Source organism: Brachybacterium paraconglomeratum (assembly GCF_039541415.1).
Lineage (GTDB): Bacteria > Actinomycetota > Actinomycetes > Actinomycetales > Dermabacteraceae > Brachybacterium > Brachybacterium paraconglomeratum_A.
The window spans coordinates 35,573-60,601 of record NZ_BAABGE010000009.1; the positions used below are offsets into that span (position 1 = coordinate 35,573).

The window sequence follows — 25,029 nt, forward strand, 5'->3', positions numbered from 1 at the left end:
CTCCGCCGCCCCGCCCCGCCCCGCCCCGCCCCGCCCCGCCCCGTGCCAGGCTCCGCCGCCTCCCGCACGAGTCAGCGGGGCAAACATGGGCGATAGATCGCGCCATTCGCCCCACTTTGCCCCGCTGGCGGGCCGGACCGGGCCGGGCCGAGGCGATCGGGGTGCGGGGCGAGGCGGGTGCGGGTGCGGGCGACGTGGGGACGTGTGGGGTCGGCGCTTACTGCAGGGACTCGAACTTGCGGATCCAGGCGGAGCCGATGGGGTTCGCGTCGGCCACCATGATCACGAAGCGGTCCCCGGCGATCTCGGCGACCTCGGTCAGCGCCACGCGGCGCTCGTGGGCGAGGGAGTGGTCCAGGCGCCGCACCCCGTTCTCGATGATCTTCGCGAAGGAGTCGGTGCGGCCGAGGTAGGCGACGAAGGGCATGTCGAACTTCTCGGCGTAGCGGGCCGAGAGGTCGCGCACGGCCTCCACGTCCTCCTCGGAGAGGTTCTCCAGCGCGAAGGAGCCCACGTCCTGGCTGATCGCGCCGGCCTGCTCCTCGTCGGCCGTGACCAGGGTGGCCATGTCCGGATAGGCGCGCACCAGCGCGTCCTGCTCGGAGCGTTCCGCAGTGAGCACCGCATCCTCGATCGCGGCGCGGAGGGTGGGGGCGTCGGTGAAGGGGCGGGCTTCCCAGGCGCGCTCGAGCGGCCAGGTGGCGCCGTTGAACAGGGAGCCGAAGGTGGACACGAAGGTCTCGCGGTCCATGTCGTTCACGTCGTCGATGCCGATCCGCTGGCCAGCGGCGGTGGTGGTGACCATCGAGCCGCGCTGGCGGCCGATGTGGAAGAACAGCACATTCAGCACGATCGCGGAGATCGCGCCGACGGTCACGCCCGAGGAGACGAACACCTGCGCCCAGGAGGGGAACACGCCTGCGATGTCGGGCTTGAAGCTCACCAGCATCGCCAGGCCCAGCGAGGTGCCGACGATGACGGAGTTGCGGTTGTCGGTGAGATCCACCTTGGAGAGGGTCTGGATGCCCACCAGCGCCACCGAGGCGAACAGCGCCAGAGACGCACCGCCGAGCACGGGGGAGGGGATCGCGGCGACCACGGCCCCGGCCTTGGGCAGCACGCCGAGGATGATCATCAGCACGCCGGCCCCGGCGACCACCCAGCGGGACTTCACGCGGGTCAGGCGCACCAGGCCGATGTTCTGTGCGAAGCAGGTGTAGGGGAAGGAGTTCAGCACTCCGCCCAGCAGGGTCGAGAGACCGTCGGCGCGGATCGCCTCGGAGATGTTCTTGGGGCGGATCCGCTTGCCCACGATCTCGCCGGCCGCGAAGACGTCGCCGGTGGTCTCCACCATCGTGATCAGCATGACGATGATCATCGAGATGATCGCGGTCGCCGAGAAGGTCGGGATGCCGAAGTAGAACGGCGTGGTGACGCCGAAGGCCGAGGCCTCGGTGACGCCGCTGAAGGAGGTGTCGCCCAGCAGCACGGCGACCACCGTCCCGACGACCAGGCCCAGCAGAATCGCGATGGTGCCGAGGAAGCCGCGGAAGAACCGCTGCACCAGCACGATGATCGCGAGCGTGCCCAGCGCGTAGAGGATGTCGCGGGTGGCGGGGGTGCCCTCGGCGTAGTTGGTGATGTCCCCGGCGGAGACGCCCAGCAGGGTGATGCCCATCGTGGTCAGCACGGTGCCGATCACCACCGGCGGGAAGAACCGCAGGATCTTCGCGAAGTAGGGGGCGACCAGGAAGGTGAACAGGCCCGCGACGATGATGGAGCCGTAGATCATCGGCAGGCCCTCGGCGCCGCCCTCGCCACCGGTCGCGGCCAGGCCGATCGCGATGATCGGGCTCACCGCGGTGGTGGTCACGCCCTGGATGATCGGCAGGCGCACGCCCACCTTCCAGAAACCGACGGACTGGATCAGCGTCGCGATGCCGCAGGTGAACAGGTCGGCGTTGATGAGGTGGATCGTCTGCTCGGCCGTGAGGTTCAGCCCGGAGGCGATCAGCAGCGGCACGATCACCGCGCCGGCGTAGAACGCCAGGACGTGCTGAACCGACAGCACGGCGAGCTTCCCGGCAGGGGGCACCTGGTCGACGGGATGAGTGCGGGATGCGGGGGCGCTCGGTGCGGCGGCGGCGGTGGTCATCAGGATCCTTGAGGTCCGTCGAGAGCGGGAATCTCGACGCGGGGGAGGAGGCGGGGCCGACGGGACGGCCGCGCACCAGAGTAGGCCCCTGCGCCGCACCGAGGGCAGCGTGCCCGCGGGGGAGAGGGGTGAGATGGGACAACGCGCGGGCGGGGCCAGCCGCAGCGTCTGCGGGCAGGAGCTGAAGACACCCGCTGATGACGGCATCTGATGACAGCGGTGTCAGGCCGGGGCGTGAGATCGAAGGCAACGGGTGGCGCCGCCGTCGCAAGCGGGGTAGAAGGGAGCGGTGACAACTTCCCCGCCCCGCGACAGCGCCCCCTGTCCGACCGGCTCTCTTGACGCCGGTGCGCAGCGGGTTGACGCAGGCCCGGCTGCTCCGGCCCACGCGGGCCCGGCTCACGCAGATGCGGCTCGTGCGGGCTCCGCCCACGCAGACTCGGCTCACGCGGACCCGGCTGACGCAGGCCCGGATCGTGCGGGCGCAGCCTTGCCGAGGCGGGTCCCGGCGCGCACCACGGCCGTCGGCAGTGCGCTCGCAGTGCTGGCCATCGCGACCATCGCACTGAACCTGCGCCCCGCCGCGACCGGCGTCGGCCCCCTGATGGAAAACATCGTGGGCGCCTATGGGCAGGGAGCCTTCGCCTCCGGGCTGCTGGCCGCCCTGCCGTGCCTCGCCTTCGGCGTGCTGGGCCTGCTGGCGGTCCCGATCTCCCGCCGGGTAGGGCTGACCGGCGCGATCGTCGCCTCCTTCGTGCTGGTCGCGATCGGGCTCCTCCTGCGGCCCGTCTCCGAGCTGTTCTCGGTGTTCGTGGCCCTGTCGGTGCTGGGACTGCTGGGGCCGGCGCTCGGCAATGTGCTGGTGCCGGCGTGGGTCAAGCTGCACGGCGGGAAGCGCACGGTGGCGCTGATGACCCTGTACAGCGTGGTGCTCGCGATCGGTGGCTCGCTCGGCGCCGCCCTCGCGGTGCCGCTCGCAGGTGGCGGGGCCGACGGCTGGCAGGACTCGCTGCGGTTCTGGGGAGTCATCGTGGTGGTTCCGGTGGTGGTCTGGGCGATCGTCCTGACCCGCACCGGCCACGATTTCCCACCGGCCCCGCCCAAAGGGGAGTTCGGTGGCTCGCTGCTGCGCTCACCCACCGCGATCGCGCTGATGGTGACCTTCGCGATGCAGTCGCTGAACGCATACACCCAGTTCGGGATGCTCCCGCAGATCCTCACCGACGCCGGTGTCACGCCCGCCCGCGCCGGGGTGCTGGTCGCCGTGATCGCTGGCTGGGGCCTGGTCGGAGGACTCACGATGCCGAGCGTGATCGCGAAGGTGAGCGGCTTGCGCTGGATCGTGGGCGGCTTCGGCCTGCTCACCACGGCCGGCTACATCGGCCTGCTGCTGGCGCCCGGGGTGAGCCCGCTGCTGTGGGCCTGCGTGCTCGGCATCGGCGGTTTCGTCTTCCCCACCACGATCGCACTGATCCCCGCCCGCACCCGGAACCCCCTGGTCACCGCCCGACTCTCCGGGATGGCCCAGCCCTACGGCTACCTGCTGGCCGCGCTCGGCCCGATCGTGGCCGGCGCGCTGCTGGGAGCGACCGGATCGCCCGACGTGGTGCTGTGGTTCCTCGCCGCGACCGGCCTGGTGATGGCGGTCTCGGGCTTCCGAGCGGCGCTGCCGCGGATGGTCGACGACGAGATCGCGGCCTGAGAGAGGGTCTGAACGGGGCCTGAGCGGGGACCCGAGAGGAAGACCCCTGGCAGCGGGTCCTTTCGTGGCAGGATGATCCCATGAGCCTCGTCCGCACCCTGCGCATCCTGGCCTCTCAGCGGCCGTCCACGCCCCCGCGCGACATCGCCGCCCCGTCCCGGGTGAGGCGTCGTCGACACGGGCAGGTGCCCGTCACCTGGCTCGACCAGGAACTCGCGGGCGCAGCGACCATCGTCCATCTGCACGGCGGCGCCTATCTGCGCGGTGAGAGCCCGCAGACCTGGAGCTGGCTCGAGGAGATCGCCCGCCGCTCCGGCGCTGCGGGCGCGATGATCCACTACCGTCTCGCCCCGCGCCACCCCTTCCCCGCCGCGATCGAGGACGTCCTGCATGCCCTCGACGCCATGTCCCACGCAGCGATCCTGCGCCCCGGCCGCTGGGTGCTCTCGGGGGACGGTGCAGGTGCCGGCCTCGCGCTCGCGGTCGCCCAGGTGCTGGCGGAGAAGGGCCACGATGCTCCGGCCGCGCTCCTGCTGGAATCCCCCTGGGCTGATCTCAGCCGGGAGGAGCACGGTCTCGACGAGCTGAGCACCGCGGCCCGACTGTATGCGGGCGCTGTCCCGGCCACCGACCCGCGCCTCAGCCCGCTGTACGGGGCACTGGCGGGCCTGCCCCCGGTGCACCTGGTCACAGGTGCCCGCGACGAACTGATCGGTGACAGCCGGAGCCTGGACCGCGTGCTCACCGACGCCGGTGTCGAGCACGAGTACCTCGAGATCCCGGAGGCGCCCCACGCCGTCGCGATCCGCGGGGAGGGACCCGCTTCGCAGCGTGCCCGCCGGTTCCAGATCGCCGCGGTGCGGGGCGCTCTGGGGATGGACGCGGGCACCGCGCACTGACCGCGTGGTCGCCGTCCATGGAGGTGCGCGCCTGCGGCTACTCTGTGCCTCATGGCGCGAGGTGATCAGCGGGTCCGCCGCAGCGACGACAGCGGTGACCACAGTGGTGACGACGGCAGTGACAGCAACAGTGACGACAGCGAGAGCAGCCGCAGCAGCTCGGGCTGTCGCAGCGCGCACAGCGAGAGAGTGACCTGGACCAGCAGCCCCTCCGCGGTGAAAGAGATCCGTGACGCGCTGATCGTGCACTCCCCGGCGGGAGCTCTGCGCCTGGTGCTGCAGCAGCTCACGCTCCGCGACCAGGGCGCCGTCGTCGGGCGCCACGAGGTGATCGACGTGATCGTCGACGTCGAGGGCAATCTGGTGGTGGTGCCGCTCGCGGAGGCAGTGCGCGCAGATCCCGCAGCCTCCTCCGTGCTCGATGCGGCGCTCGCCCGGCTGCGAGCTGAGATCTCTGCAGAGCTCGGGTCCGCACCGGACTCCCTCGAGGTGGTGATCGACGCCGACCGCACGCGCCGTGTCCACGTCGTGCCCTCGGTGCAGGTCACCCCCGCCGACGCCACCGGCCCGCCCCCGCACCCGGAGCTGCGTGACGGCCGCCACCACATCGTGCACTACGCCCCCGTCCTCGACGAGCTGCGGGACCGGTTGTCCCCGCCGCCACCCGGACTCCTGGCCCGGCTCCGGGGCATGCTGGGTGGGATCGTGCGTCGCCGCCGCTGAGTGCGGGGTGTCGTCTCGCGGAGGCGCCGGTCAGGCGGATGCTGCTGTCGGCGCGCCCATCCCGGCCGCGGTGGCGCCCGGCAGGCTGAGCCCGATCGCGTGCGCGAGCGTCACCCCGAGGTCGGCCCACGATCCCTCGACGGTGTGAGCGGGCAGCCCGGGCCCACGGGCGAGCGCCACGGCGGCGGCCGACGGGTCACTGACCGTGCACGGACCTGCGTAATAGGGGTCGTCCCCCTCCACCAGCGAGCGATTCGTGGCGGAGAGCCCGAAGACGGTGCCGGGACCTCCTTCGAGCACCGCCACCACATCGGTCTGTGCGCTGGCCCCCACCCCGTCGTCCACCTCTCGGAGCGACAGCCGGTCATGAGCGCCGGTCTGGCTGGCCTGGCTGAGCGTGCCGAGCGCGTGGAGGACAGCGCCCCGCACCGCAGCACCCGCCTCGCGCCGGATATGCACCACGCCGCGGGGACCGTCGGGCCAGACCAGCGCCTCGAAGTCCTTCACCCGATTGCCCTCGGTGCGGAGCAGACCGTGCGCAGCCAGCGCCGTATTCGGGTGCACCAGCAGGACAGTGGGGATCAACGGTCGCCCCGGGACCAGGAGCACCCGGTCCTCGGCGGAGGGAGCGAAGGCGGCGAGGATCTGCTCGAGCACGTCGGCCGTGTCCAGCAGCGCACGCTGCGACCGAGCAGTCTCCGGGCCGGAGGTGCGGCGCACGATCGCGAGCCCGGTCAGCCGCGCGGCAAGCAGGTCGATGCGTCCGTGCTCGAGCGCTTCGGCGGCGATCTCGGCGACCAGGTCATCGGGAGGGACCTGCGAGAGCTGGACCCCGGCCTCGCGACGGAGGGCGAGGTGCTCCGTGACCATCCGCGGTGAGCTGGTGCCTATCGCCATCTCCCAGCGATTGCGATAGCGGTGCAGATCCTCGACCAGGGGGAGGCAGAGATCGATCTCGGCGCCGGCGGTCGCGGGCCACTGCAGCGCAGCGGTCACCAGTCCCGCCTCTCGGGCCTGCGAGAACAGGGTGGGCGCCACCATCGAGCTCGCATACCAGGCGGAGCGGCTCTCGGGTCGGTCCAGGGGGAACGGTTCCGCGGTGGCGACCCCGGTATGGGCGACGGATGCCCCTGTGACCAGGCTCGCCAGGGCCGGTGCTGGCTCCGAGGGCCCTCCTGGGCGGACCCGCAGCTCCGTCATCCCGGTGAGCACGGTCCGTGAGAGCACCGGGAACGGGGAGTCGCCGTCGGAGGGCCCGTCGGCCCCCGCAGCGCCGGTGGCGCCGTCGGTTCCAGCAGCACCAGTGACCCCAGCGGCGTGGCGGAGAGTCTCGAGGTCGTGCTCGTCGAGTCCGTCGACGGCGAGCAGCAGAGTGCGGGAGTGGTCCATGGGATCCCTCCTTTGGGTCCTCGACATTGGTCCAGTAACCATAGGAGGGCCCTCTGGCCGCGACACGAGGACCCGGTGAGCGCCGGGCCACTGCAAGATGAACAGCGCGTGCGGAGGCTCAGTCGCAGGTGAGGTACGTGCGATCGTTCTCGACGAACAGCGCAGACTCGTCCGCCAAGAGCTCCTCGAGGGAGATGTGGGGCGAGGCGAGGACCTCCTCCTGGGTGGCCTTCTGGACGTCCCGGTGCTGCTCGTCATCGGCGAGGGCAGGGACCAGCAGCCCCTCGTTCTCCGTGATCCCGCAGCCGTCCAGGCCGTGGATGGTCATGCGGAGCTCGGCCGCGCCGGCGCTGCCGTCCTCTTCGAGCTTGGCGACGATGCCGAGACGATAGGCGAATACGCCGACGGCGCGGGACTCGGTGTGCAGAGCCGTCCAGGCGACGGTGGCTCCGAGGGCGAGGGCCGGACCCTCCTCGTGCTCGGTGCGGTACCAGTCGGCGGCGATCGCGGGGCGGCCGACGGTGCGGAACGGCTCGGCGAGTGCGATGGCATAGAACAGCCGGTTCCCGTCATCCCAGGCCGTGCGCAACCCGTCCTGCCAGGATTCGGGAGAGTTCTTCGAGATGTGGTCGTGGGCGGCTTCGTCGTCCAGGCCGCGCAGGTCCTCCGGTGCGAGATAGGCGGCGCTCACGAAGGTGGTCAGGAGGTCGCGGGTCGAGTCGACGAAGCTGTCGTCAGCGCCGAGATCGGCCCAGCTGCCCAAGTCGCCGGCCGCCCCCTGGATGCTCAGGCCGCGCAGCTCCTCGGCGGAGCGTGCATTCCATATGGCGGGGTCGAGCGAGGCGAGCGGGTCGCGGGCGATATCGGCGGAGGTGGAGACCGGCTGGGGTCCGCCGCAGCCGGCGGCCAGCAGCATGACGCCGGGGATGGTGAGCAGCGCGGCCAGAGAGCGCCGGTGCAGGTCGGGGGCCTGTCCGGCCAGCGGGGCGCTGTGGGCCCTCATCTCAGCTCGGGGTCCGCGGGATCGGCGCGGCCGCTGTCCGCATCCAGTCGGCGCCGGATGGTCGCCGCGCTCTCGCGATCGTGTCGAACGGCGTTATCGACCAGCGGCGCGGTGCTGCTGTCGGGCTCGTCCGGCTGCACCAGCAGCCAGACGACGAAGCCGAGCGTGAGCAGCAGGCAGAGGGCGACCAGGATCAGCAGCAACGGCCAGGAGAAGGGGACCGGGTCCCAGAAGGGGTCGCCGCCGAAGGCGAGGACGCTCCCGGCGACGATGCTCACGTATGCCCCCTCGGAAGTGATGCACGGGCCGCAGGGAGGTCCCCCGAGCCGCTGAGATGACGCCCAGCATAACGCCGTGCCGCTTTCTGACGTTATGCTGGAAAGACTATGGCTGACGTTATTGTCGGGCGCTTCGCGCTCATCGACCTGATCGCGAAAGGCGGATCCGGGTCCGTCTGGCGCGCCTGGGACTCGAAGGCCCAGGAGCTCTGCGCCGCCAAGGTTCTGCGCCAGCGCGACTCCGCCGACCTGATGCGCTTCGTGCGGGAGAAGGGCGTCAGCTTCGACCATCCGCACCTGCTCACCCCCTACGGCTGGGGCGCGGAGGACGAGCACGTGGTGATCGCGATGCCGCTGATCTCCGGAGGAACGCTCGAGTCCGTGGTGAAGAAGAAGGGCAAACTGGCCGAACCCGCTGTGGTGGTGATCCTCGATCAGCTGTTGGACGGCCTCGCGCATATCCACGCCGAGGGCTGGATCCACCGCGACGTGAAGCCCGCGAACATCATGTTCGAGGCCCGCGGACGTGCCCACCCCGCGTCTCGGCTCGCCGACTTCGGCATCGCGGTCCATGAGACCGACGTGCGCTTCACCCACGTCGGCATGGTCAACGGCACTCCCGGCTATATGGCCCCGGAGCTGTTCTCGATGGCGGAGCCGACGCCCTCCCATGACCTCTACGCCGCAGGCGTCGTCGCCCTGGTCGCGCTGAACGGGTCGATCAAGCTGCACGACGGCGCCTTCCGCCCCGACGAGCTGTCCCAGCATCTGCGCGGCGTCACTCCGAAGCTCTCGGCGGTGATCCGACGCCTGCTCGCCGCGCAGCCCGAGGAGCGCTACCAGGACGCCGCCACGGTGCGCCGCGACCTGCCGCGCGTCCCACAGGGCTATCCGCTGACGCATGCCGACGGCACGCCGCTCGAGTTCGCCGATACCCTGGACCCGATGCCGGAGAACGCGCCCGGCGCCGCACGTCCCGAACGCCCGGCGCCTCAAGTCGCGCCGTCCTCGCTCGAGGCGATCCGTGCCGGGCAGGTGCAGCAGGGCTTCAGCTCAGGCTCCCCCTCCCCGCAGACCGGCCCGCAGTGGGCGCAGCAGACCCCGCCGGGCACCCCGCCGCAGCAGGCGGCCAGGTTCAATCCCCAGGGCTTCACCGCCACCCAGACCTCCACCGGCTTCACCGGTCAGAGCGGTGCGCGCAATCGCGGGACCCTGATCGCGATCGTGCTCGGAGCGGGTGCCGCGCTGGTGCTCGGCGTGATCGTCGCGGCGGTGCTGCTCATGGTCTTCAAGGAGAGCCCAGCTTCCGCATTCGGTGGCACGACGGGCCCCGTCAGCAGCATCGACGCCTCCTTCGCCGAGGTCGAGCCGGGGCAGGAGTGCGCCGCCGAGGATGAGGGCGTCATCGCGCTCACCGCCGACGGTGACTACCTCTCCTGCACCCTCACCGCGGAGGGCGACAGCCGCACCTTCGGCTGAGGGCTGAGCGCTGAGGGCTGAGGGCTGAGCCCTGACCACAGTCCTCGGTCCGTCGTCCATCCCCTCTGAGCTGTCGCCTGACTTACACCCAAGCGACAGCTGAGAGGGGACCGACGCAGCCCCCTCTGGCGATCCACTCTGAACTGTCGCCTGACCCGTCTCTAGGCCACAGCCGAGAGGGGATGCTGGGGCCGGGCCTGGGGCTGGGGCTGGGGCTGGAGCTGGAGCTGGAGCTGGCCGCGGCCGGGGCTGGAGGGGCCGGCGTCAGCGCGCAGCGACGGCGATGGTGTCCAGCGACTGCAGCAGGGCTCCGCGGCGGGGATCCATCAGCAGGTCGATCCGCAGCGACGGTGCGCCGTCGCCGGGGCCGGGCACCGTCCAGCGCAGCTGGGCACGGCTGAGGACCTGGGCATCCTGGGCCCGGAGCTGACCGAGAGCCTCGGCCTCGACTCCGGACGCTGCGAGTGCGGCGGTGAGGCGGCGCCGACGTTCGGCGCGCGGCACGTCGAGGTCCATGTTGTCCGCGAACCAGGCCTCGGCCACGGAATCATCGTCGGTGCGAAGCCACTGAAGTGCCGCGTCGGCCGCCTCGAGGGTGCGGGCCGCAGCCTGCACCGGGCGCCGGGCCAACAGCCCGGGGATCTGCTGCTGGAGCAGGCGCAGCGCTTGCATCGACAGCGGAGTCGCCGGGGCGTACTTCGAATTCGCGAGCGCCACCACCCCCACTCCAGAGTCACGGTGCCAGACCATGAAGGAGCCGTAGCCGGGATAGCCGCCCGAGTGGGAGATGACCTGACCGAGGTCCGGGAAGTGCTCGATGACCAGGCCGAAACCGTAGCCACGCACCCGGTCGAAGCCGGGAGAGACGCTGCGCGAGTCGCCCTGATCGGCGGATCCGGCGGCGGAGCCACCGGCGGCAGCGGAGCCACCCGGGGCAGCGGAGCCGGCGGCGCTGGTGGAGCCGACGGAGCCAGCAGGGCCGACCGAGCCTGCAGGGCCGGCGGGCAGCGCCGCGAGGGCGTGGTGGCGGTGCAGCTGCTGCATCTCGCGCCGGGAGGCGGTGGCCAGCGGGCCGGCCTCGCGCTGCGCCGCGTAGGGGGCGTCGGCCGCGGCGAGGAAGCGCACCCAGGCCGCGATGTCGTCGACGGTGGAGAACAGTCCGGCCATCGCCCCGTACACGCCGTGCTCGTCCAGCGGCACCGGCTCGAAGCGGCTGGCGTCCGTGCGATCGGCGAGGCGGTGACCGGTTGCGAGGTACGCGGTGTCGATCTCCCGATCGGACCAGCCGCTGGCCGTCATCCCCAGCGGGTCGAGGAAGCGGCGCCGGATCTCGCTCGCGAAGTCGCTGCCCGTGACCTCGTCGATCACGCGACCCAGCAGTGCGTAGCCGGTGTTGGAGTACTCGAATCCGGTGCCGACGGGGTGGACGTGGCCCAGGCCTCCGCGCAACGTCGCAGCGAACGCCTCCTGGCTCATCGCCTGCTGCCGGTCGCCCCAGGGGTTGTCGGTCACGAGCCCGGCGCTCATGGTGAGCAGCTGACGCAGGGTGGGCTCACGCTCATCGGCGGCGAGGTCGAAGGCCCCGGTGGCTTCAGGGACATAGGTGGAGACGGGATCGTCCAGGCGCAACTGGCCCTCGTCCCGCAGCGCGAGGATGGTCGCAGCGGTGAAGGACTTCGTCATCGAGGCGATGCGGGAGACGGTGCCGCGATCCATCGGCCCTGAACCCGCGGCCTGCACGCCGCCGTCGAGCTCCCGCGATCCGGCGGCGCCCGCGGCGAGCACCGCCTGCTGATGGTCGTGGCCTCCGATGATCGCCCAGGTCACCCCGGCCATGCGGTGCTGGGCAACGGAATCGTCGAACAGTGCGGTGACGGCGGTGATCACGGCATCGGGCAGAGCAGGGAAGCGATGGCTGGTCTCGGGCATGGCTCTCACTCTAGAGGCTGAGGCGGGGTGGGATCGGCGCTGGTGTAGAAGCTGTGGATCATGGCCGCGACCTCCTCGCCGAGCATCTCGGCCAGGCGCGAGGGGTCCGTCCGTGCCGGGTCGAAGGGAGGCTGCGGGGCTGCCTCTGCCGCGCCGTGAGTGCCGCCGGGCGCGTCCTCCCCGGAGCGGCCAGGCTCACCGGCGGGCCCTGTCGCGCCGTCGGCTCCCGTCCCGGCGGAGGCTCCTGCCCCGCCGGAGTGCTCTGTTCCGCCAGAATGCTCTGCCCCGTCGGAGTGGCGCTGCTCGCCGGGCACGCCCGTGCCACCGGCAGTCCCCGTCGGCCCGCGGGAGGCAACCGGCGCCACCGGTGCCACCAGGTCTTCGAGGGTCAGCCCGCGCAGGGTCAGCAGCAGCACCGGGCGCTCATCGACCGCTTCGACCAGCACATACAGCAGCGCGGCCACATGCCGGCAGGGCCCGGGCCAGTCCAGACAGGAACAGTCGTGAGTGAGCTCGGCGCCGCTCCGCGGCAGCAGCGACATCTCGGATCGGGCCAGCTCTGCCTCGACTTCGTGAGGGTAGTTCCCCCCGGCCATCCGGGCTGGCAACTCGGGTCGAGCCCGAGCGACCTGCAGGAACGCCTGACGGTCACCATCTCGGAAGGCGGGCAGCTCGAGGCGTGCCTGGTACAGCTCGCCGTCGGCGTCCAGGACGTCCCCGCGCGCGACTCCCTCCGCGACATCCAGCCACTGCACCCTCCCGGCGCGGGCGTCGGCCTTCCCTCGGCCCACCCGTGCCGACCCCAGAAGATCCTCGCCCGCTTCGCGCAGGGCGACGGCGTGCCAGCCCTTCCCGATGGGCCCGCGGCGGGAGGCCAGCTCGATGCTCATAGCCCGTCCTCCTCATCGTCGAGAGAGAGCAGGTCGAACAGGCGATCATCATCGAGGGAGGCCAGCCAGTCCTCACCGGGGCCGACGGTGAGATCCGCGAGGGACTGCTTGTCCTGGAGCACGGTGTCGATCTTCTCCTCGACGGTGCCAGCGCTGACCAGCTTGCTCACGGTCACATCGCGGCGCTGGCCGATGCGGAAGGCGCGGTCGGTGGCCTGGTTCTCCACGGCGGGATTCCACCAGCGGTCCAGGTGCACCACGTGGTTCGCGGCGGTGAGGGTGAGCCCGGTGCCGCCGGCGCGGAGGCTCAGCAGCATCAGCCCGGGTCGGTCCCGATGCTCCTGGAACTCGGCGACCATCTGATCGCGGTCCCGTTTGGAGACCCCGCCGTGGAGGAACGGTACGGACGAGACTCCCAGTTCCGCGAACTTCTCCTCCCAGTAGGGCACCAGCAGATGCCCGAAGGTCGTGAACTGGGTGAAAAGCAGTGCCTTCTCGCCCTTCTCGAAGGCGGCACCGAGCAGGTCATCCACCAGCTCCAGCTTGCCCGAGCGATGCTCCCCCTCGCGCACCAGCGGGGATCCGTCCCCGAGATAGTGGGTGGGGTGGTTGCAGACCTGCTTGAGGCGGGTGATCGCGGAGACGACCAGGGTGCGGCGGTTCTTCTCCTCGGCGCCGTCGATCTGGACCATCAGGTCCTGCACGATCGCCTCGTAGAGCCCGGCCTGCTCCGGGGTCAGGTTCACCACTCGTGTCAGCTCGATCTTGTCCGGCAGGTCCTTGATGATCGAGCGGTCCGTCTTGAGTCGTCGCTGGATGAACGGGGAGGTGACGAGCTTGAGCCGGCTGATCGCGGCACCGTCCCCGTCCTCCTCGATCGGGGTGGCGACACGGTCCTGGAAGCTCTTCGCGCTGCCCAGCAGCCCAGGGTTCACCACTTCCATCAGGGAGTGGAGGTCCGCCAGCCGGTTCTCGACCGGGGTGCCGGTCAGCGCCAGCCGGTGCGGGGCCTGCAGGGAGCGAGCCGCCCGGGTGACCTGGGTGGCGGGGGTCTTGACGTGCTGGGCCTCGTCGAACACCAGGCGGTGCCAGGGCACGGCAGAGAGCACCCGCAGGTCGCGGGCGAGCAGTGCATAGGTGGTGACCACCAGGTCGAGGTCCGCCGCGCCTTTCACGAACGCCTCATCCCGCAGCCGGTTGCCGCCGTGATGGACATGCACCTTCAGCTGCGGCGCGAACGTCGCGGCCTCACGCTGCCAAGCCCCGACCACGGACATCGGGCACACCAGCAGAGTGGGGCCCGGCGAGTGGGGGCTTGCGGATCGGGGACCTGCGGAGAGGATCCCCTCAGCCTCGCTCCCCTCCGGCTGGGTGCCCGCGGCCGGGGAGGTCGCCTGACCGGGCAGCCCTTCCCGCTCCCGGCACAGCAGGGCTAGCACCTGCATCGTCTTGCCGAGGCCCATGTCGTCGGCGAGGATCCCGCCCAGACCCTGCTGGTCCAGGGCCCACAGCCAGTTCAGGCCGTCGAGCTGGTAGAGCCGCAGCGTGGCCCGCAACGAGCGCGGCTGGGGATAGTGCGCCGCGCCGCCTCCGCCCGGCAGCAGCCGGGCCAGACCCTGGCTGCCCCCGGAGACCAGTGCGGAGACCCCGAAATCGACGTCCGCCGCGTCGGGGGAGAGGATCAGAGAGAACATCTCGATCCAGGGGGCGCGTCCGGTGACCTCGGCCGGCTCCGGGATGGGTGGCAGCGCTGCGGCACCGTGGTCGCCGCGGACCCGTGGCGGGACCACCTGCTTCCGCGTCTCGCGGGTGCGGGCCCCGAAGGCGTCGAGGAACTTCTCCGCGGCGCGCAGGGTGGTCGCGTCCAGCCGCACCCACTGGCCGCGCAGCTGCACCAGCTCGGACTGCGCCTCCCGGATCGTGTCCATCTCCTCCTCGGTCAGCTCAGTCTCACCCACGGCGACCCGCCAGCGGAAGGAGGCCATCGCCCCCAGGCCCACTCCGGAACCCTTGCGCTCGCCGGGTTCCTCCTCGACCTCCTGCGGGCGCAGCGTGGTCTTCTGCTTCGTCCAGTCACGCGGCAGCAGCACCGTCACCCCGGCCTCCTCGAGGGCGGGGGTGTCACGGGAGAGGAACGCCGAGGCTTCGGCGGTGGTCAGCAGCCAGTCCACCCCGGTCTCGTCGACTGCGGCGCCGCGCACGGTGGGGGCCAGGCGCATCACCGCGGCGGACGCCTCGGCGGCGCCGGAGGTGCTCAGATCTCCCACCGCACGCAGATCGGCGACCGGATGCACGGTCCCGTCAGGCTCCCGCAGGCAGGTCTGCAGCGGCCAGGCCGTCCCCAGCGGCGGCTCGAACAGGCGCACCACCAGCTCACTGTCCCCGGAGCCGAGCTTCACTCCGGGACGGCCGGAGTCCACGAGGGCGTCGAAGGCGGCGGTGATCCGGCGCTGGGTGGGCAGGTCGGCGCGCAGCTCTCCCTCGTCGGCCAGAGCCCACAGCACCCCGTACCCGTCCGCGGCCGGGGGCGCGGCGCGGCGAAGGTGCGCGGCGAAGGCATGCCGGGCATGCCCATCCACCAGGGCGTGCAGCATCCGGGGTGCATCGCTCTCGGGGGCGCGCCACTGCATCAGCGGACGCCCATACCGCTCCACGGCCCGAGCCCGCAGATGGCGCTGCTCCACCAGGGCCTGGGCCCGCAGATCCAGCACGATCGCGGCCACCAGATCGGGCATCGCGATCAGCTCGTCCCCGAGCCGCGCCGCGGCGCCGTCGCTGATCAGAGCGGCGAGGTGGTCAGTGAAGTCCTCTCCGAACCGTTCCTCGAGCAGCGTGGTCGCCCCGCCCACCAGCGCGGTCAGCGCCGCACCGTCGAGCGCGAGGGCGGGCACCCGGCGGTCGCCGTCACGGCCGGGGATCCGCACCCGATGCCGCAGCTGGTCGGGGGCATCGCTCAGGGCCTCGGCGATCACCGGCGGAGCCTCGCCGCGCAGGGCGGAGAGGTCCTCGAGCGCACGCGATCGCCCCGGTCCGGTCTGTTCACGCACCCACAGCGCAGGACCCAGGTCGTCATCGACGACGAGGTGCAGGCGGCGGACAGGCATGACCTCAGACTATGCGGCAGGACGGACAGACGCCGGGCTGGGCGCCCGATTGTGGATGAACGCTCAGAGCCCGTCGATGATCAGCGCCGTTGCGTCGAGCCAGGCTTCCTTCGTCTTGGGGGAGACCCGGGCCCAGTCCAGATGGGAGCCGTCCACGAACTGCTGCTCGTAGGGCACTTCGGTGACCGCGCGGGTGTGGGCGCCGAAGTGGGCGAGCAGGCGGCTGCGCAGGGTGGGGTCGAACTTCCCCTTGGAGGAGTGGGACAGGATCGTGACCGCATGGTCGACCTGCTCGGCGAGGCCCGTCGCGCGCAGCTCGTCGATCATCCAGGCCGCGGCGTTGAAGGTGTCCTCGCGCACGGTCGAGACGATGACCAGCTGATCCGCGCTCTTGACCGCGGCGAGCCAGTTGGAGGCGCGTACGTTGTTGCCGGTGTCGATGACCTTGATCCGGTAGAACCGGGAGAGGGCGTCGTTGAGGTCGGCGAAGGCATGTTCGTCGATCGACGCGGCGGAGCCCGGGTCCTCATCGGAGGCGAGGATGTCGAAACGCATCTCGCCCTGGGGACGCACATAGGGGTCGAGGTCCGCGTTGCTCGCCGCCGGGGCGCGCAGCTTCTCGATGTCGTGGAGCAGGTCCACTGCGGTGCGGTGGTGGTCCGTGGGGACGCCTCGCCAGCCCAGCGTGCCGCGGGTCTCGTTGTTGTCCCAGGCCAGCACGTTTCCGCCGCGGGTGACGCCGAGGGTCGCCGCGATCATCAGGGAGGCGGTGGTCTTGTGGGCGCCGCCCTTGAGGTTCACCACCGCAATATTGCGCGGGCCTTCGAGCGGCCGACGGATCCGTTCCAGACGCTCGGTCTCCATCCGCTCACGCCGATTCGGCCTCGGGGAGATCGCACCACCGGTCAGACGGGTGATGAAGCCAGGCACCCCGCGGGTGGCTTTGACCTTCTCGCGCTTGGAGGTCGAGGACTGCAGATCCTGCAGAGTGGGTCGGCGGGAATCCTTCTCCGGGACGGTCCGTGCAGGCAACGGGCGCTTCTGGTCAGTCTCCCGCGAGACCCGCGGCGCGGATGCCGTGGACGGAGCGAGCGATGCCGCCGGGGCACGCGACGCCGAGGAGCCCGACGGAGCCGATGGGGCTGACGGAGCCGACGAGGCTGACGGAGCCGACGAGGCTGACAGCGCCGACGGAGGAGAGGAGACGGAGCGCGCCGACGACGCTGAGGATGCAGAGTCAGCCGACGGGGCGGACGCAGCTGACGACGCCGAGGACGCGGAGACAGCCGATGGGGCGGACGCGGCCGACGAGGCAGAGCCTGCCGACGGCGCAGATCCGGCCGATGATCCGGAGGCGGTGTGCGTCGCGGATGACCCTGACGTGGCGGAGGCGCCCGACAAGCCGGCACCGTTCTGCGCAGCGGGCAAGGTCGAGGGCGGCATCGCTGCGGCCCGACGGCGGCGGGCTCCGTGCGGGCGCACGGTGGGCAGCTCCCCGGTGGCGGGCGAGCCGATCGCGGCATGCTCACCGGTGGCAGGGCCGCGCAGCGCCGCCTGGTCGATGCTGCTGAGGTCCGCAGTGTCGTCGGTGGGCGGTGCGAGCAGCGGGTCGTCGATCCCGGGGCCGTACAGCGGGCGGTCGTCCGCCTCACGGCCGGTGATCCTCCCCGTGGGCTCCACCAGCAGGTGATGACGAACGTCCGGCTCGACGATCACCACGTCGATGTCCTGCCCGGTGGCCTTCGCGGAGGTGATGAAGGCCTGCTTCACCCGGTCGCGGATCTCCGGGAGATCAGCGCCGGAGACCTCGAGCGTCTCCTCGGCAAGATGCACGGTGGCAGTCGTGTCGGAGGTGATCCGCGCCTGCGCGATCATCTGGGTTCCTTCCGCGTACTGAGCGCCGCCGCGTCCGAGGACGGGCGGCATGGTCCGAGGCCACTCTACGGGCGCTGGGCCAGGCGCTCCTGCTATGACCCACCTACAGTGGCGGCGTGCACACCACAATGCTCAGTGACCCTGCCGTCCCCGGGAGCGATGAGGACGCCGCGGGCGTGCTCGGCGAGGTCGCGGTGCTGCTCGACGGCGCCGGGGTGCCGGGGCGCTTCCGGGCCGGCTGCCACCATTCGGTGAGCTGGTTCTCCCATGTGCTGGCCGCGCATCTGCTCGGCCGTGCCCAGGACCCGACAGTTCCGCTCCGGGCCGCGCTGGCTGCTGCCATCGAGGACGTTCGCGCCCTGCACCAGAGCACGTGCGATCTCGAGCAGGGCGGGCCCTCCGCAACCGTGGTCGTGGTGCGTTGCACCGAGGAGCAGCTGGAGCATCTGGTGCTCTGCGATTCCTCGCTGCTGCTCCACGGCGGCAAGGGCGACGTGGTGCGGGTGACGGACACCAGGATCGATGAGGTGGTGCGCAGCGAACGCACCGCAGAGGCGATCGAGGCGCGACGCAACACGCCGGGAGGCTTCTGGGTCGCTCGACACGAACCCGAGGCGGCCGACGAGGCGATCGTGGGGGCCACGCCGCTCGCACGGTGGGAGCGGGCGCACCTGGTCTCCGACGGAATCACCCGCGCCGTGGATCTGCTCGGCCTGCACGATGACGCCTCACTCGCTGCGTCCCTGACGCGGGATCCACAGGCGCTGCTGCGCCAGCTGCGCACCGCGGAGGACGCTATGCCTCAGGCTCGCCGTCCCCGGAAGCTGCACGATGATGCGACCGTCCTCACACTGCGGCTCGCGCGCTCCACACCTTTGCTGACCGGGCCTCTCCTGACCGGACCCAGAGGATGATCCGGAGGCTGGGAACTCCCCGGGTGCCGACCGAAGGGTCGGGCCCGGGCTCCATGGCCCACAGCACAGGGCAAGGACTCGAAGGCAGCCCCGCGACCTGGTGATTTGCCCGATTCGTGACGATTTCTTGAACTGCGCAGCACCGAGGAATACCTTTGCCGAACCTGCATGTCACCTGCATGAATGCTTAGAGTTGCTGCGTTTACAGAGTCGGGTTGAGGGCCTAGACTCAAGAGCAGGACGGGGACGCCGCGAAGGGCTCCTGTCCGGAGGCCAGGGGTGGCACACATCCCCGGTTTCGGCTGATACTCTTCCGAATGTCGGAAGACGTTGAAAATTTTATAGATGTGCCGTTCCTCAAGACCCCCCTCATGGGGAGCGGCCAGACGGGCATCAATGCCAGGTTCCCCCAATTTGGCAGCCCGTCCGCCTGTTCGCCCGCACCCACCCCTGACGGACGACAGGCTTGACGAGCGGTCCGAGAGCCCCCGACATTGTCGGTTGAGCGCTCCGGGCCGCTCGTCGCTTTTTGCGCCAGGCCCCGCCTGTGCCGCGTATCTCTTCACCGCGTCCAGCCTGTCGGCGCTCAGCCCGTCGTCGCGCTCACCCCGGATCCCGGTCGATTCCGAGCCACGATCAGTGCATATCTGGCTCAGAATCGACCGAAACCGTCCGGCGGAGCTCAGCCGTGCTGAGTGGCGTCGCTCCTATCGCTCGCAAGCTCGCAATACGTCGCTCAGCCCTGCCGACTGGCTGCGCTCCTATCGCTCGCAAGCTCGCAATACGTCGCTCAGCCCTGCCGACTGGCTGCGCTCCTATCGCTCGTTCCTCGCAATACGTCGCTCAGCCGAGGATCGCGACGTCGCTGCCGGGGTCGAGGCGGTAGCCGGCTCCGCGGACCGTCGAGATCAGGCGGCGGTACCGGCCGAGCTTGGTGCGCACCCGGCGCACATGCACGTCGACCGTGCGCTCGCCGGTCTCCTCAGGAGCCTCGACCCAGACCGTCTCCATGAGCTCCGTGCGGGAGATCGTGCGTCGGGCGTTCTGCGCGAGCTGGGCCAGCAGCTCGAACTCCTTGTAGGTGAAGTCCACGTCGTGGCCGTCGATCCGCACCCGGCGGCCGAACAGGTCGATCACCAGGCTGTCCTCCGGCGCGGAGGACGGGCTCGACGGGCTGACCGCGGTGGCCTGCAGCGTGCGCCGACGCACTGCCTCAGCATCCCGGCGGGCGGGCGCATTCGGGGAGACGATGCCGGTGCGGCGCGGACGCAGCGGGCTGACCGCGGCGACTCCCTGGCTGCGCGGCGGCAGGGTGCGGGAGGTCGCGCGGCCGGTCGCGGCGAAGGCGTTCGGGCTGTTCACCGCGACAGTGGTGCGCCCATCACGGGCCGCGACCAGGCGCTGAGCGCGGGTGCGCAGCTCGTCGGCGATCAGTGCCGTCTCGACGTCGCCGGTGCCGGCGGGCAGGGTGATGGACACGGTGATGGTGACCGCATCCTCGGTGGCCCGAGGTCGCGGGGCGGTGCCACCGACCCGGTACAGCGGGCGCGGGGCAGGGGAGCGGAAGTCGGTGTGGTGAGTGGGGCGATCCAGGGTGATGGTCATGATGCGAGTTCTCCGAGGTGCGGCGCGGTGAGCGCGGCGGCTGGTGGACCCGGGATCCCTGGAGATCAACGCCCTCAGGCGGATCATTCAGGGGGTGTGCTCCCGGTAGCACCTGGAGCCCGCGCCTTCCGGCCGGCTCCTGTCAGCCGACCCTGGAGGTGTCTTGAGCTCTAGAGGCTCGGCTGACGATGCATCATCGGCATCATCATCATGAACATCATCGAGCGCATCGCGGAGCTGACCACCCGGCGGGTGGTCTCGCGGATTGCGGCGATCGAGGTCATAAGCAGGAGCATGCCCCGTCCCGTCCCAAGGCGCAAGAGCGTGTTCATATCTTGGGACAGCGACGGGGCACGGCAGGGAGCTCGGCTCAGTGCGAGTGACCGCTCACCGGCTCCTCGTGGGAGTGCGTGTATCCGCCTTCGCCTTCCTCATCGGCGTGGAAATGCGGTGCCATGGGGCCGGGATCCTGCGGGGTGTGCCCGCCCGCGGTGAAGGCGGTGTGCAGTTCCCGCACCCAGTCGGAGAGGGCCTGGACCGTCTCGGGCTGCTTGCGCGAGACGCCCAGCACGGCGCGGCCCTCGCGAGCGGCGGAGGCATCGGCGAGCATCCGGTCGACGTCCACATCGACATAGGGGGCGAGATCGACCTTGTTGATCACCAGCAGATCTGCGCGCCCGATCCCCGGACCGCCCTTGCGCGCCACGTCGCCTCCGCCGGCGACGTCGAGCACGAACAGCTGGGCGTCGACGAGAGAGGGGGAGAAGGTCGCGGTGAGGTTGTCCCCTCCGGACTCGACCAGCACGATATCCAGCGGGTCGAAGTCCCGCTCGAGGTCCTCGACGGCCAGCAGGTTCATGGTGACGTCGTCACGGATGGCCGTGTGCGGGCAGGCTCCGGTCTCCACGGCGCGGATCCGCTCCGCCGGCAGAACGCCCTCGGCGCGCAGGAACTGCGCGTCCTCGTCGGTGTAGATGTCGTTGGTGATCACGCCGATCCGGAACTCCTCGGCAAGAGTCCTGCACAGGCTCGCGATCGTGGAGCTCTTGCCGGTGCCGACGGGTCCGGCGACGCCCAGGCGCAGCGCGCGACGGGGGGTGGTGCTCTCAACGGTCATGATTCCTCCAGGTGATAGATGGGGTCGGTGGGAAGGAGCGGCCGCCGCGACGGTCATCGCGGCACCGCGCTCCAGGTGGGTGGCCGCTCGGCCGCCCAGGGCGGGCCGAGCAGGTCCATCCCGGCATCCAGCCGGTGGCGCAGGGTGGGGGCGTCGGGGGCGACGGCCGAGATCTGCACGGTGCACGGATCCTGACGCATCACCGCGCTCCCGGCGTCCGGGGTGGCGGCGGCTGGTCCCGGGGCGCCGTCCGGATCGACGACGACCACGTTGCCGACTGCCCGATGCCCGCCGATCACACTCGGGGCGCGCGATCCCGCCGCAGTCGGGCCGAGATCGATCTGCTGGATCACCGCGGGCACGCCCTCGCGCCGCACGCCGAGCCGAGCGGAGAGCGTGCCGGGATCCTCGCGGTGACGGCCCAGCACCAGCTCCTCTCGCAGCAGCAGCCGGGCGCCTGCGGCGAGGTCGGCCTCGATGGTGTGCTGATGGTGGCAGTTCCGGGCAGCGATCACCGGTTCGGGGATCCAGAGGCAGGTCGCGCCGTCCTCGACCCGCAGCCGGGTCACCCAGCGGGAGGGCTCGCCATGGGGGCCGGGCAGCACCAGCGTCGCGCTGACATCGCGCAGCACCAGCGTGGAGCCGGCGCCGACGTGGATGTCCAGGAGGTAGGTGTCGCCGCCGACGGGACCGGCCGCGCTTGCCGACATCCGGATGCGGGCCGCGTCCCCGCCGCGGACGAACGGCTCCTCGCCGCTGGCGATCGTGGGCCGCGGGGACAGCGGGGTATCGGCGCGCAGGCGCGAGATCGCGGTGCGCCCTGCTCGTAGCTCGGTGGCGATCACGGCATGGCACAGGAAGGAGCCGCGAGAGGTGCGCCGGCGCTCCCGGCTCGGCGCCACCTGGGCGAAGGCGGGCAGCGGGGCAGCGGCGTCAGGAGGCGAAGAGGCGCTGGTCATGAGCTGAGTGCAGTTCTGCGGCGATATCGGTGAGCGGGGCCGCGAGAGACGGCAGGTCCTGCGGAGCGGAGGTGGCGTGCGCGGCGGCGACCTCCGCGATCTCGTCGAGCTCTGGGGCGAGCTCCGCGAGGCAGCGGTGGGTGGCGAAGGGGTCGATGCTCATGAGCTTGACCGCAGCGACGGCGGGGGTCGCGGCGGCGTCGTAGAGCACCACGCCCGCAGCATCACGGGCCTTGAGCCCGAGGGCTGCGGCGACCACGCCATAGGCGATCGGCTGCTGCAGCACGGGGCCTGCGGCGTCGAGCACCGGGGCCTGCGTGGGGGCGATCGAGCGCATCGCACGCAGCAGCATCCGCCCCAGTTCCTGCCCATTCCGGCGCAGGGCGGGGGAGGGGGTACGGGCGAGCAGCTCCTGATCGAGCACGGAGAGCTGCGCCCGCAGCCCGCCGAGATCCCCCATCGCGAGTGCGAGCGCGGTGCGATGCTGCGCAGCCGCCGCGAAAGAGGCGCTGACCAGGCCGGTGGTGTGGATCCGGCCCCGCAGGTAGGCAGAGATATCGGCGGCGTCGCGGACCCAGCCGCGGGCGATCGCCTGCTCTATACCGGCCGAGTGCGCGTAGCCGCCGGCGGGCAGGCGCCCGTCGCCGAGCAGCAGCAGCGCGGCCGTGCGTGTCGGAACGGCGCGAGACGGGGCGGTGACGGGAAGAGGTGCGGGCATCGTCAGAACAGGAAGTACCGCTGAGCCATCGGGACGAACTCGGCTGGTTCGTGCTCGATGAGCTCTCCGTCGATCCGCACCGCGTAGGTGTCGGGGTCCACGTCGATCCGGGGCCGGGCCGTGTTCAGCGGCAGGTCGTCCTTGGTGACGGAGCGGGTGGAGGTGATCGGGACGATCTGGTGCTCCACGCCCATCCGCTCCACCACGTCGTTCTCCATGGCGAGCTCGGAGACGAAAGCGAGGCTGGTGGCGCCGGCGGCCTTGGTATGCGCATTGAAGCCGAGCCGCCCGTAGACAGGCTGCGGGGTGGGGATCGAGGCATTGGGGTCACCGATCGCGGCGACGGCTGCCATCCCGCCCTTGAACACGGACGAGGGGCGCACCCCGAACAGCGCGGGCTGCCACATCACGAAGTCCGCGAGCTTGCCCACCTCGATCGAGCCGACGTGCTGATCGATGCCGTGGGCGACCGCCGGTGCGATCGTGTACTTCGCGACGTACCGGCGAGCACGGTGGTTGTCGGCCGTGGTGTCGCCCTCGAGCGCGCCGCGCACGCGCTTCATCTGGTGCGCGGTCTGCCAGGTGCGCATGATCGTCTCGCCGATGCGGCCCATCGCGAGCGAGTCCGAGCTCATGATCGACAGGGCGCCCATGTCCTGCAGGACGTCCTCGGCGGCGATGGTGCCAGCCCGCACCCGGGACTGCGCGAAGGCGAGGTCGTTGGGGATCTGCGGGTTCAGGTGGTGGGCGACCATCACCATGTCCAGGTGCTCGTCCACCGTGTTCACGGTGTACGGGCGGGTGGGGTTGGTCGAGGCAGGCAGCACGTTCAGCTCGCTGGCGACCTTGATGATGTCCGGGGCGTGGCCGCCGCCGGCGCCCTCGGTGTGGAAGGCATGGAAGGTGCGGCCCTTCACGGCGGCGAGCATGTCCTCGACGAAGCCGGCTTCGTTGAGGGTGTCGGAGTGGATCGCGACCTGCACGCCGGTCGCGTCGGCGATCTGCAGTGTCCGATCGATGACAGCGGGGGTCGCGCCCCAGTCCTCATGGATCTTGAAACCGCCCATGCCGGCGCGCACCTGCTCCAGCAGCGCTTCGTCGTTCATGGCGTTGCCGCGGCCCAGGAACATGAAGTTCACCGGCCATGGATCCAGGCCCTGGAACATCTTCTGAAGCCACCAGGCGCCCGGGGTGGCCAGCGCGGCCTTCGAGCCCTCGGCCGGTCCGGTGCCGCCGCCGATCACGGTGGTGACGCCCGCGTTCAGGCCCACCTTCAACTGGTCCGGGGTGACGAAGTGGACGTGGGTGTCGACCGCGCCGGCGGTCATGATCATGCCGTTGCCGGCCATGACCTCGGTGGACGGGCCGATCACGAGGGATTCGTCGACCCCGTCCATCACGTCGGGGTTGCCGGCCTTGCCGATCCCGCAGAAGCGACCATCGCGGACGCCGACGTCGGCCTTGACGATCCCCCAGTGGTCCAGGATCACTACGCCGGTGATGATCAGGTCAGGGGTGCCCTCGGCGCGAGTGCGGGAGGACTGCAGCATCGACTCCCGGATCGACTTGCCGCCGCCGAACACTGCTTCGTCACCGCCGACGTAATGGTCCTTCTCGACCTGGATCACCAGGTCGGTGTCGGCCAGGCGGATGCGATCCCCGACGGTGGGCCCGTAGCTGGCGACGTACTCGTAACGGCTGACCTCAGTCATCGAGCGGACCTCCGCTTTCTCCGCGGAAGCCGAGCGCGATGCGCGCCCCGCGGAAGTCGATCAGTTGGACGTCCTCCTCGGCCCCGGGCTCGAAGCGCACGGACCCTCCGGAGACGATGTTCAAGCGCTTGCCCCAGGCGCCCTTGCGGTCGAAGTCGAGGGCGGGATTCGTCTCGGCGAAGTGGAAGTGGGAGCCGACCTGGATGGGACGGTCCGCGGTGTTGACCACGCGCAGCGTGATCGGTGTGCTGCCGGCATTGATCAGTACCGGTCCGTCGGCCAGCAGGATCTCGCCGGGGATGACGGGCACGCGGGCGTCCACCGCGTCGTCGGTGGTGCGGCGCGGGCTCTGGCGGCTGCCGGATCCGGCACGACGCGGTTCGCTCGGGGCACCGACGCCGGAATGGCCGTCGGTCGCCTCGGCGGGGTCAGGGTACTCGCGGCCGGGGTCGTCCGAGGGGTGGGCTGGCGGCTCGGGGGCGCTGTCCGGACCGAGGGTCGGGTTGTCGAAGGGATTCTTCTCCATCGCCGGGACGTCCGCCGGATGCTGCGGGGGCTTCTCGTTGCTCATCGCGACT

Annotated in this window: 20 protein-coding genes; 5 read left to right on the top strand and 15 right to left on the bottom strand. The window is 71.0% G+C overall.

Annotated elements, in window-relative coordinates; all coding sequences use genetic code 11:
* Positions 1-217: 217 nt before the first annotated feature.
* On the bottom strand, positions 218-2,155 hold the full coding sequence (locus ABD893_RS13880) for a solute carrier family 23 protein (protein ID WP_345081417.1): 1,938 nt from the start codon (positions 2,153-2,155) through the stop codon (positions 218-220).
* Positions 2,156-2,645: 490 nt separating this feature from the next.
* On the opposite strand from ABD893_RS13880, the gene ABD893_RS13885 reads away from it, so the two are divergent.
* The 3 genes from ABD893_RS13885 to ABD893_RS13895 all read left to right on the top strand — a co-directional run bounded on the left by ABD893_RS13885 (position 2,646) and on the right by ABD893_RS13895 (position 5,479).
* Positions 2,646-3,857: an MFS transporter gene (locus tag ABD893_RS13885; RefSeq protein ID WP_345081420.1), complete on the top strand. Its 1,212-nt coding sequence runs from the start codon at positions 2,646-2,648 to the stop codon at positions 3,855-3,857.
* Between the two features lie 80 nt (positions 3,858-3,937).
* Positions 3,938-4,756, top strand: a complete 819-nt coding sequence (locus ABD893_RS13890) for an alpha/beta hydrolase (RefSeq protein WP_345081423.1) — start codon at positions 3,938-3,940, stop codon at positions 4,754-4,756.
* A 189-nt stretch (positions 4,757-4,945) separates the two neighbouring features.
* Positions 4,946-5,479 (top strand): hypothetical protein, encoded by a 534-nt coding sequence (locus tag ABD893_RS13895; RefSeq protein WP_345081426.1) that lies wholly within the window; start codon positions 4,946-4,948, stop codon positions 5,477-5,479.
* Between the two features lie 30 nt (positions 5,480-5,509).
* Here the strand turns inward: ABD893_RS13895 and ABD893_RS13900 are convergent, their stop codons facing one another.
* The 3 genes from ABD893_RS13900 to ABD893_RS13910 form a co-directional block, all read right to left on the bottom strand.
* Entirely contained in the window at positions 5,510-6,868 is a 1,359-nt protein-coding gene (locus tag ABD893_RS13900) for an alkaline phosphatase family protein (protein ID WP_345081429.1), read from the bottom strand.
* A 118-nt stretch (positions 6,869-6,986) separates the two neighbouring features.
* On the bottom strand, positions 6,987-7,871 hold the full coding sequence (locus ABD893_RS13905) for a hypothetical protein (protein WP_345081432.1): 885 nt from the start codon (positions 7,869-7,871) through the stop codon (positions 6,987-6,989).
* Complete coding sequence (locus ABD893_RS13910; protein ID WP_345081435.1) at positions 7,868-8,149, bottom strand: hypothetical protein; 282 nt, start codon at positions 8,147-8,149, stop codon at positions 7,868-7,870. Before ABD893_RS13910 ends, ABD893_RS13905 begins: the two co-directional genes overlap by 4 nt.
* Positions 8,150-8,257: 108 nt before the next feature.
* Between ABD893_RS13910 and ABD893_RS13915 the strand changes: the two genes are divergently transcribed.
* Complete coding sequence (locus ABD893_RS13915) at positions 8,258-9,628, top strand: serine/threonine-protein kinase (RefSeq protein WP_345081437.1); 1,371 nt, start codon at positions 8,258-8,260, stop codon at positions 9,626-9,628.
* Between the two features lie 264 nt (positions 9,629-9,892).
* Here ABD893_RS13915 and ABD893_RS13920 read toward each other — a convergent pair whose 3' ends face one another.
* The 4 genes from ABD893_RS13920 to ABD893_RS13935 all read right to left on the bottom strand — a co-directional run bounded on the left by ABD893_RS13920 (position 9,893) and on the right by ABD893_RS13935 (position 17,477).
* Positions 9,893-11,557 (bottom strand): serine hydrolase domain-containing protein, encoded by a 1,665-nt coding sequence (locus tag ABD893_RS13920; RefSeq protein WP_345081440.1) that lies wholly within the window; start codon positions 11,555-11,557, stop codon positions 9,893-9,895.
* Between the two features lie 5 nt (positions 11,558-11,562).
* On the bottom strand, positions 11,563-12,447 hold the full coding sequence (locus tag ABD893_RS13925; RefSeq protein ID WP_345081443.1) for an SWIM zinc finger family protein: 885 nt from the start codon (positions 12,445-12,447) through the stop codon (positions 11,563-11,565).
* Positions 12,444-15,551 (bottom strand): DEAD/DEAH box helicase, encoded by a 3,108-nt coding sequence (locus tag ABD893_RS13930; RefSeq protein WP_345081446.1) that lies wholly within the window; start codon positions 15,549-15,551, stop codon positions 12,444-12,446. The genes ABD893_RS13925 and ABD893_RS13930 overlap by 4 nt, the downstream gene beginning before the upstream one ends.
* A 63-nt stretch (positions 15,552-15,614) precedes the next feature.
* Complete coding sequence (locus ABD893_RS13935) at positions 15,615-17,477, bottom strand: MinD/ParA family ATP-binding protein (RefSeq protein WP_345081449.1); 1,863 nt, start codon at positions 17,475-17,477, stop codon at positions 15,615-15,617.
* Between the two features lie 65 nt (positions 17,478-17,542).
* Here ABD893_RS13935 and ABD893_RS13940 point away from each other — a divergent pair, with 65 nt between their 5' ends.
* A complete protein-coding gene (locus ABD893_RS13940) occupies positions 17,543-18,340 on the top strand; it encodes a protein phosphatase 2C domain-containing protein (RefSeq protein ID WP_345081452.1) in 798 nt (265 codons plus the stop codon).
* 843 nt (positions 18,341-19,183) lie between these two features.
* Here ABD893_RS13940 and ABD893_RS13945 read toward each other — a convergent pair.
* From ABD893_RS13945 to ABD893_RS13975, 7 genes are all read right to left on the bottom strand, one after another.
* Positions 19,184-19,945, bottom strand: coding sequence for a winged helix-turn-helix domain-containing protein (locus tag ABD893_RS13945; protein WP_345081454.1), 762 nt, complete (start codon positions 19,943-19,945; stop codon positions 19,184-19,186).
* 170 nt (positions 19,946-20,115) lie between these two features.
* On the bottom strand, positions 20,116-20,241 hold the full coding sequence (locus tag ABD893_RS13950; protein ID WP_345081456.1) for a hypothetical protein: 126 nt from the start codon (positions 20,239-20,241) through the stop codon (positions 20,116-20,118).
* A 74-nt stretch (positions 20,242-20,315) separates the two neighbouring features.
* Complete coding sequence (ureG, locus tag ABD893_RS13955; RefSeq protein WP_345081459.1) at positions 20,316-21,062, bottom strand: urease accessory protein UreG; 747 nt, start codon at positions 21,060-21,062, stop codon at positions 20,316-20,318.
* Between the two features lie 53 nt (positions 21,063-21,115).
* A complete protein-coding gene (locus ABD893_RS13960) occupies positions 21,116-22,021 on the bottom strand; it encodes an urease accessory protein UreD (RefSeq protein WP_345081462.1) in 906 nt (301 codons plus the stop codon).
* On the bottom strand, positions 21,996-22,739 hold the full coding sequence (locus ABD893_RS13965) for an urease accessory protein UreF (protein ID WP_345081465.1): 744 nt from the start codon (positions 22,737-22,739) through the stop codon (positions 21,996-21,998). Before ABD893_RS13965 ends, ABD893_RS13960 begins: the two co-directional genes overlap by 26 nt.
* 2 nt (positions 22,740-22,741) lie before the next feature.
* Complete coding sequence (locus ABD893_RS13970) at positions 22,742-24,451, bottom strand: urease subunit alpha (protein WP_345081468.1); 1,710 nt, start codon at positions 24,449-24,451, stop codon at positions 22,742-22,744.
* Positions 24,444-25,022, bottom strand: coding sequence for an urease subunit beta (locus ABD893_RS13975; RefSeq protein WP_345081471.1), 579 nt, complete (start codon positions 25,020-25,022; stop codon positions 24,444-24,446). The genes ABD893_RS13970 and ABD893_RS13975 overlap by 8 nt, the downstream gene beginning before the upstream one ends.
* Positions 25,023-25,029 lie beyond the last annotated feature (7 nt).

Excerpts from the sequence above, each read along its gene's own strand:
- ABD893_RS13880 (WP_345081417.1), bottom strand. The coding sequence starts at position 2,155 with ATGACCACCGCCGCCGCCGCACCGAGCGCCCCCGCATCCCGCACTCAT.
- ABD893_RS13890 (WP_345081423.1), top strand. The coding sequence starts at position 3,938 with ATGAGCCTCGTCCGCACCCTGCGCATCCTGGCCTCTCAGCGGCCGTCC.
- ABD893_RS13900 (WP_345081429.1), bottom strand. The coding sequence starts at position 6,868 with ATGGACCACTCCCGCACTCTGCTGCTCGCCGTCGACGGACTCGACGAG.
- ABD893_RS13905 (WP_345081432.1), bottom strand. The coding sequence starts at position 7,871 with ATGAGGGCCCACAGCGCCCCGCTGGCCGGACAGGCCCCCGACCTGCAC.
- ABD893_RS13915 (WP_345081437.1), top strand. The coding sequence starts at position 8,258 with ATGGCTGACGTTATTGTCGGGCGCTTCGCGCTCATCGACCTGATCGCG.
- ABD893_RS13920 (WP_345081440.1), bottom strand. The coding sequence starts at position 11,557 with ATGCCCGAGACCAGCCATCGCTTCCCTGCTCTGCCCGATGCCGTGATC.
- ABD893_RS13925 (WP_345081443.1), bottom strand. The coding sequence starts at position 12,447 with ATGAGCATCGAGCTGGCCTCCCGCCGCGGGCCCATCGGGAAGGGCTGG.
- ABD893_RS13930 (WP_345081446.1), bottom strand. The coding sequence starts at position 15,551 with ATGCCTGTCCGCCGCCTGCACCTCGTCGTCGATGACGACCTGGGTCCT.
- ABD893_RS13935 (WP_345081449.1), bottom strand. The coding sequence starts at position 17,477 with ATGCCGCCCGTCCTCGGACGCGGCGGCGCTCAGTACGCGGAAGGAACC.
- ABD893_RS13945 (WP_345081454.1), bottom strand. The coding sequence starts at position 19,945 with ATGACCATCACCCTGGATCGCCCCACTCACCACACCGACTTCCGCTCC.
- ABD893_RS13950 (WP_345081456.1), bottom strand. The coding sequence starts at position 20,241 with ATGCTCCTGCTTATGACCTCGATCGCCGCAATCCGCGAGACCACCCGC.
- ureG (WP_345081459.1), bottom strand. The coding sequence starts at position 21,062 with ATGACCGTTGAGAGCACCACCCCCCGTCGCGCGCTGCGCCTGGGCGTC.
- ABD893_RS13960 (WP_345081462.1), bottom strand. The coding sequence starts at position 22,021 with ATGACCAGCGCCTCTTCGCCTCCTGACGCCGCTGCCCCGCTGCCCGCC.
- ABD893_RS13965 (WP_345081465.1), bottom strand. The coding sequence starts at position 22,739 with ATGCCCGCACCTCTTCCCGTCACCGCCCCGTCTCGCGCCGTTCCGACA.
- ABD893_RS13970 (WP_345081468.1), bottom strand. The coding sequence starts at position 24,451 with ATGACTGAGGTCAGCCGTTACGAGTACGTCGCCAGCTACGGGCCCACC.
- ABD893_RS13975 (WP_345081471.1), bottom strand. The coding sequence starts at position 25,022 with ATGAGCAACGAGAAGCCCCCGCAGCATCCGGCGGACGTCCCGGCGATG.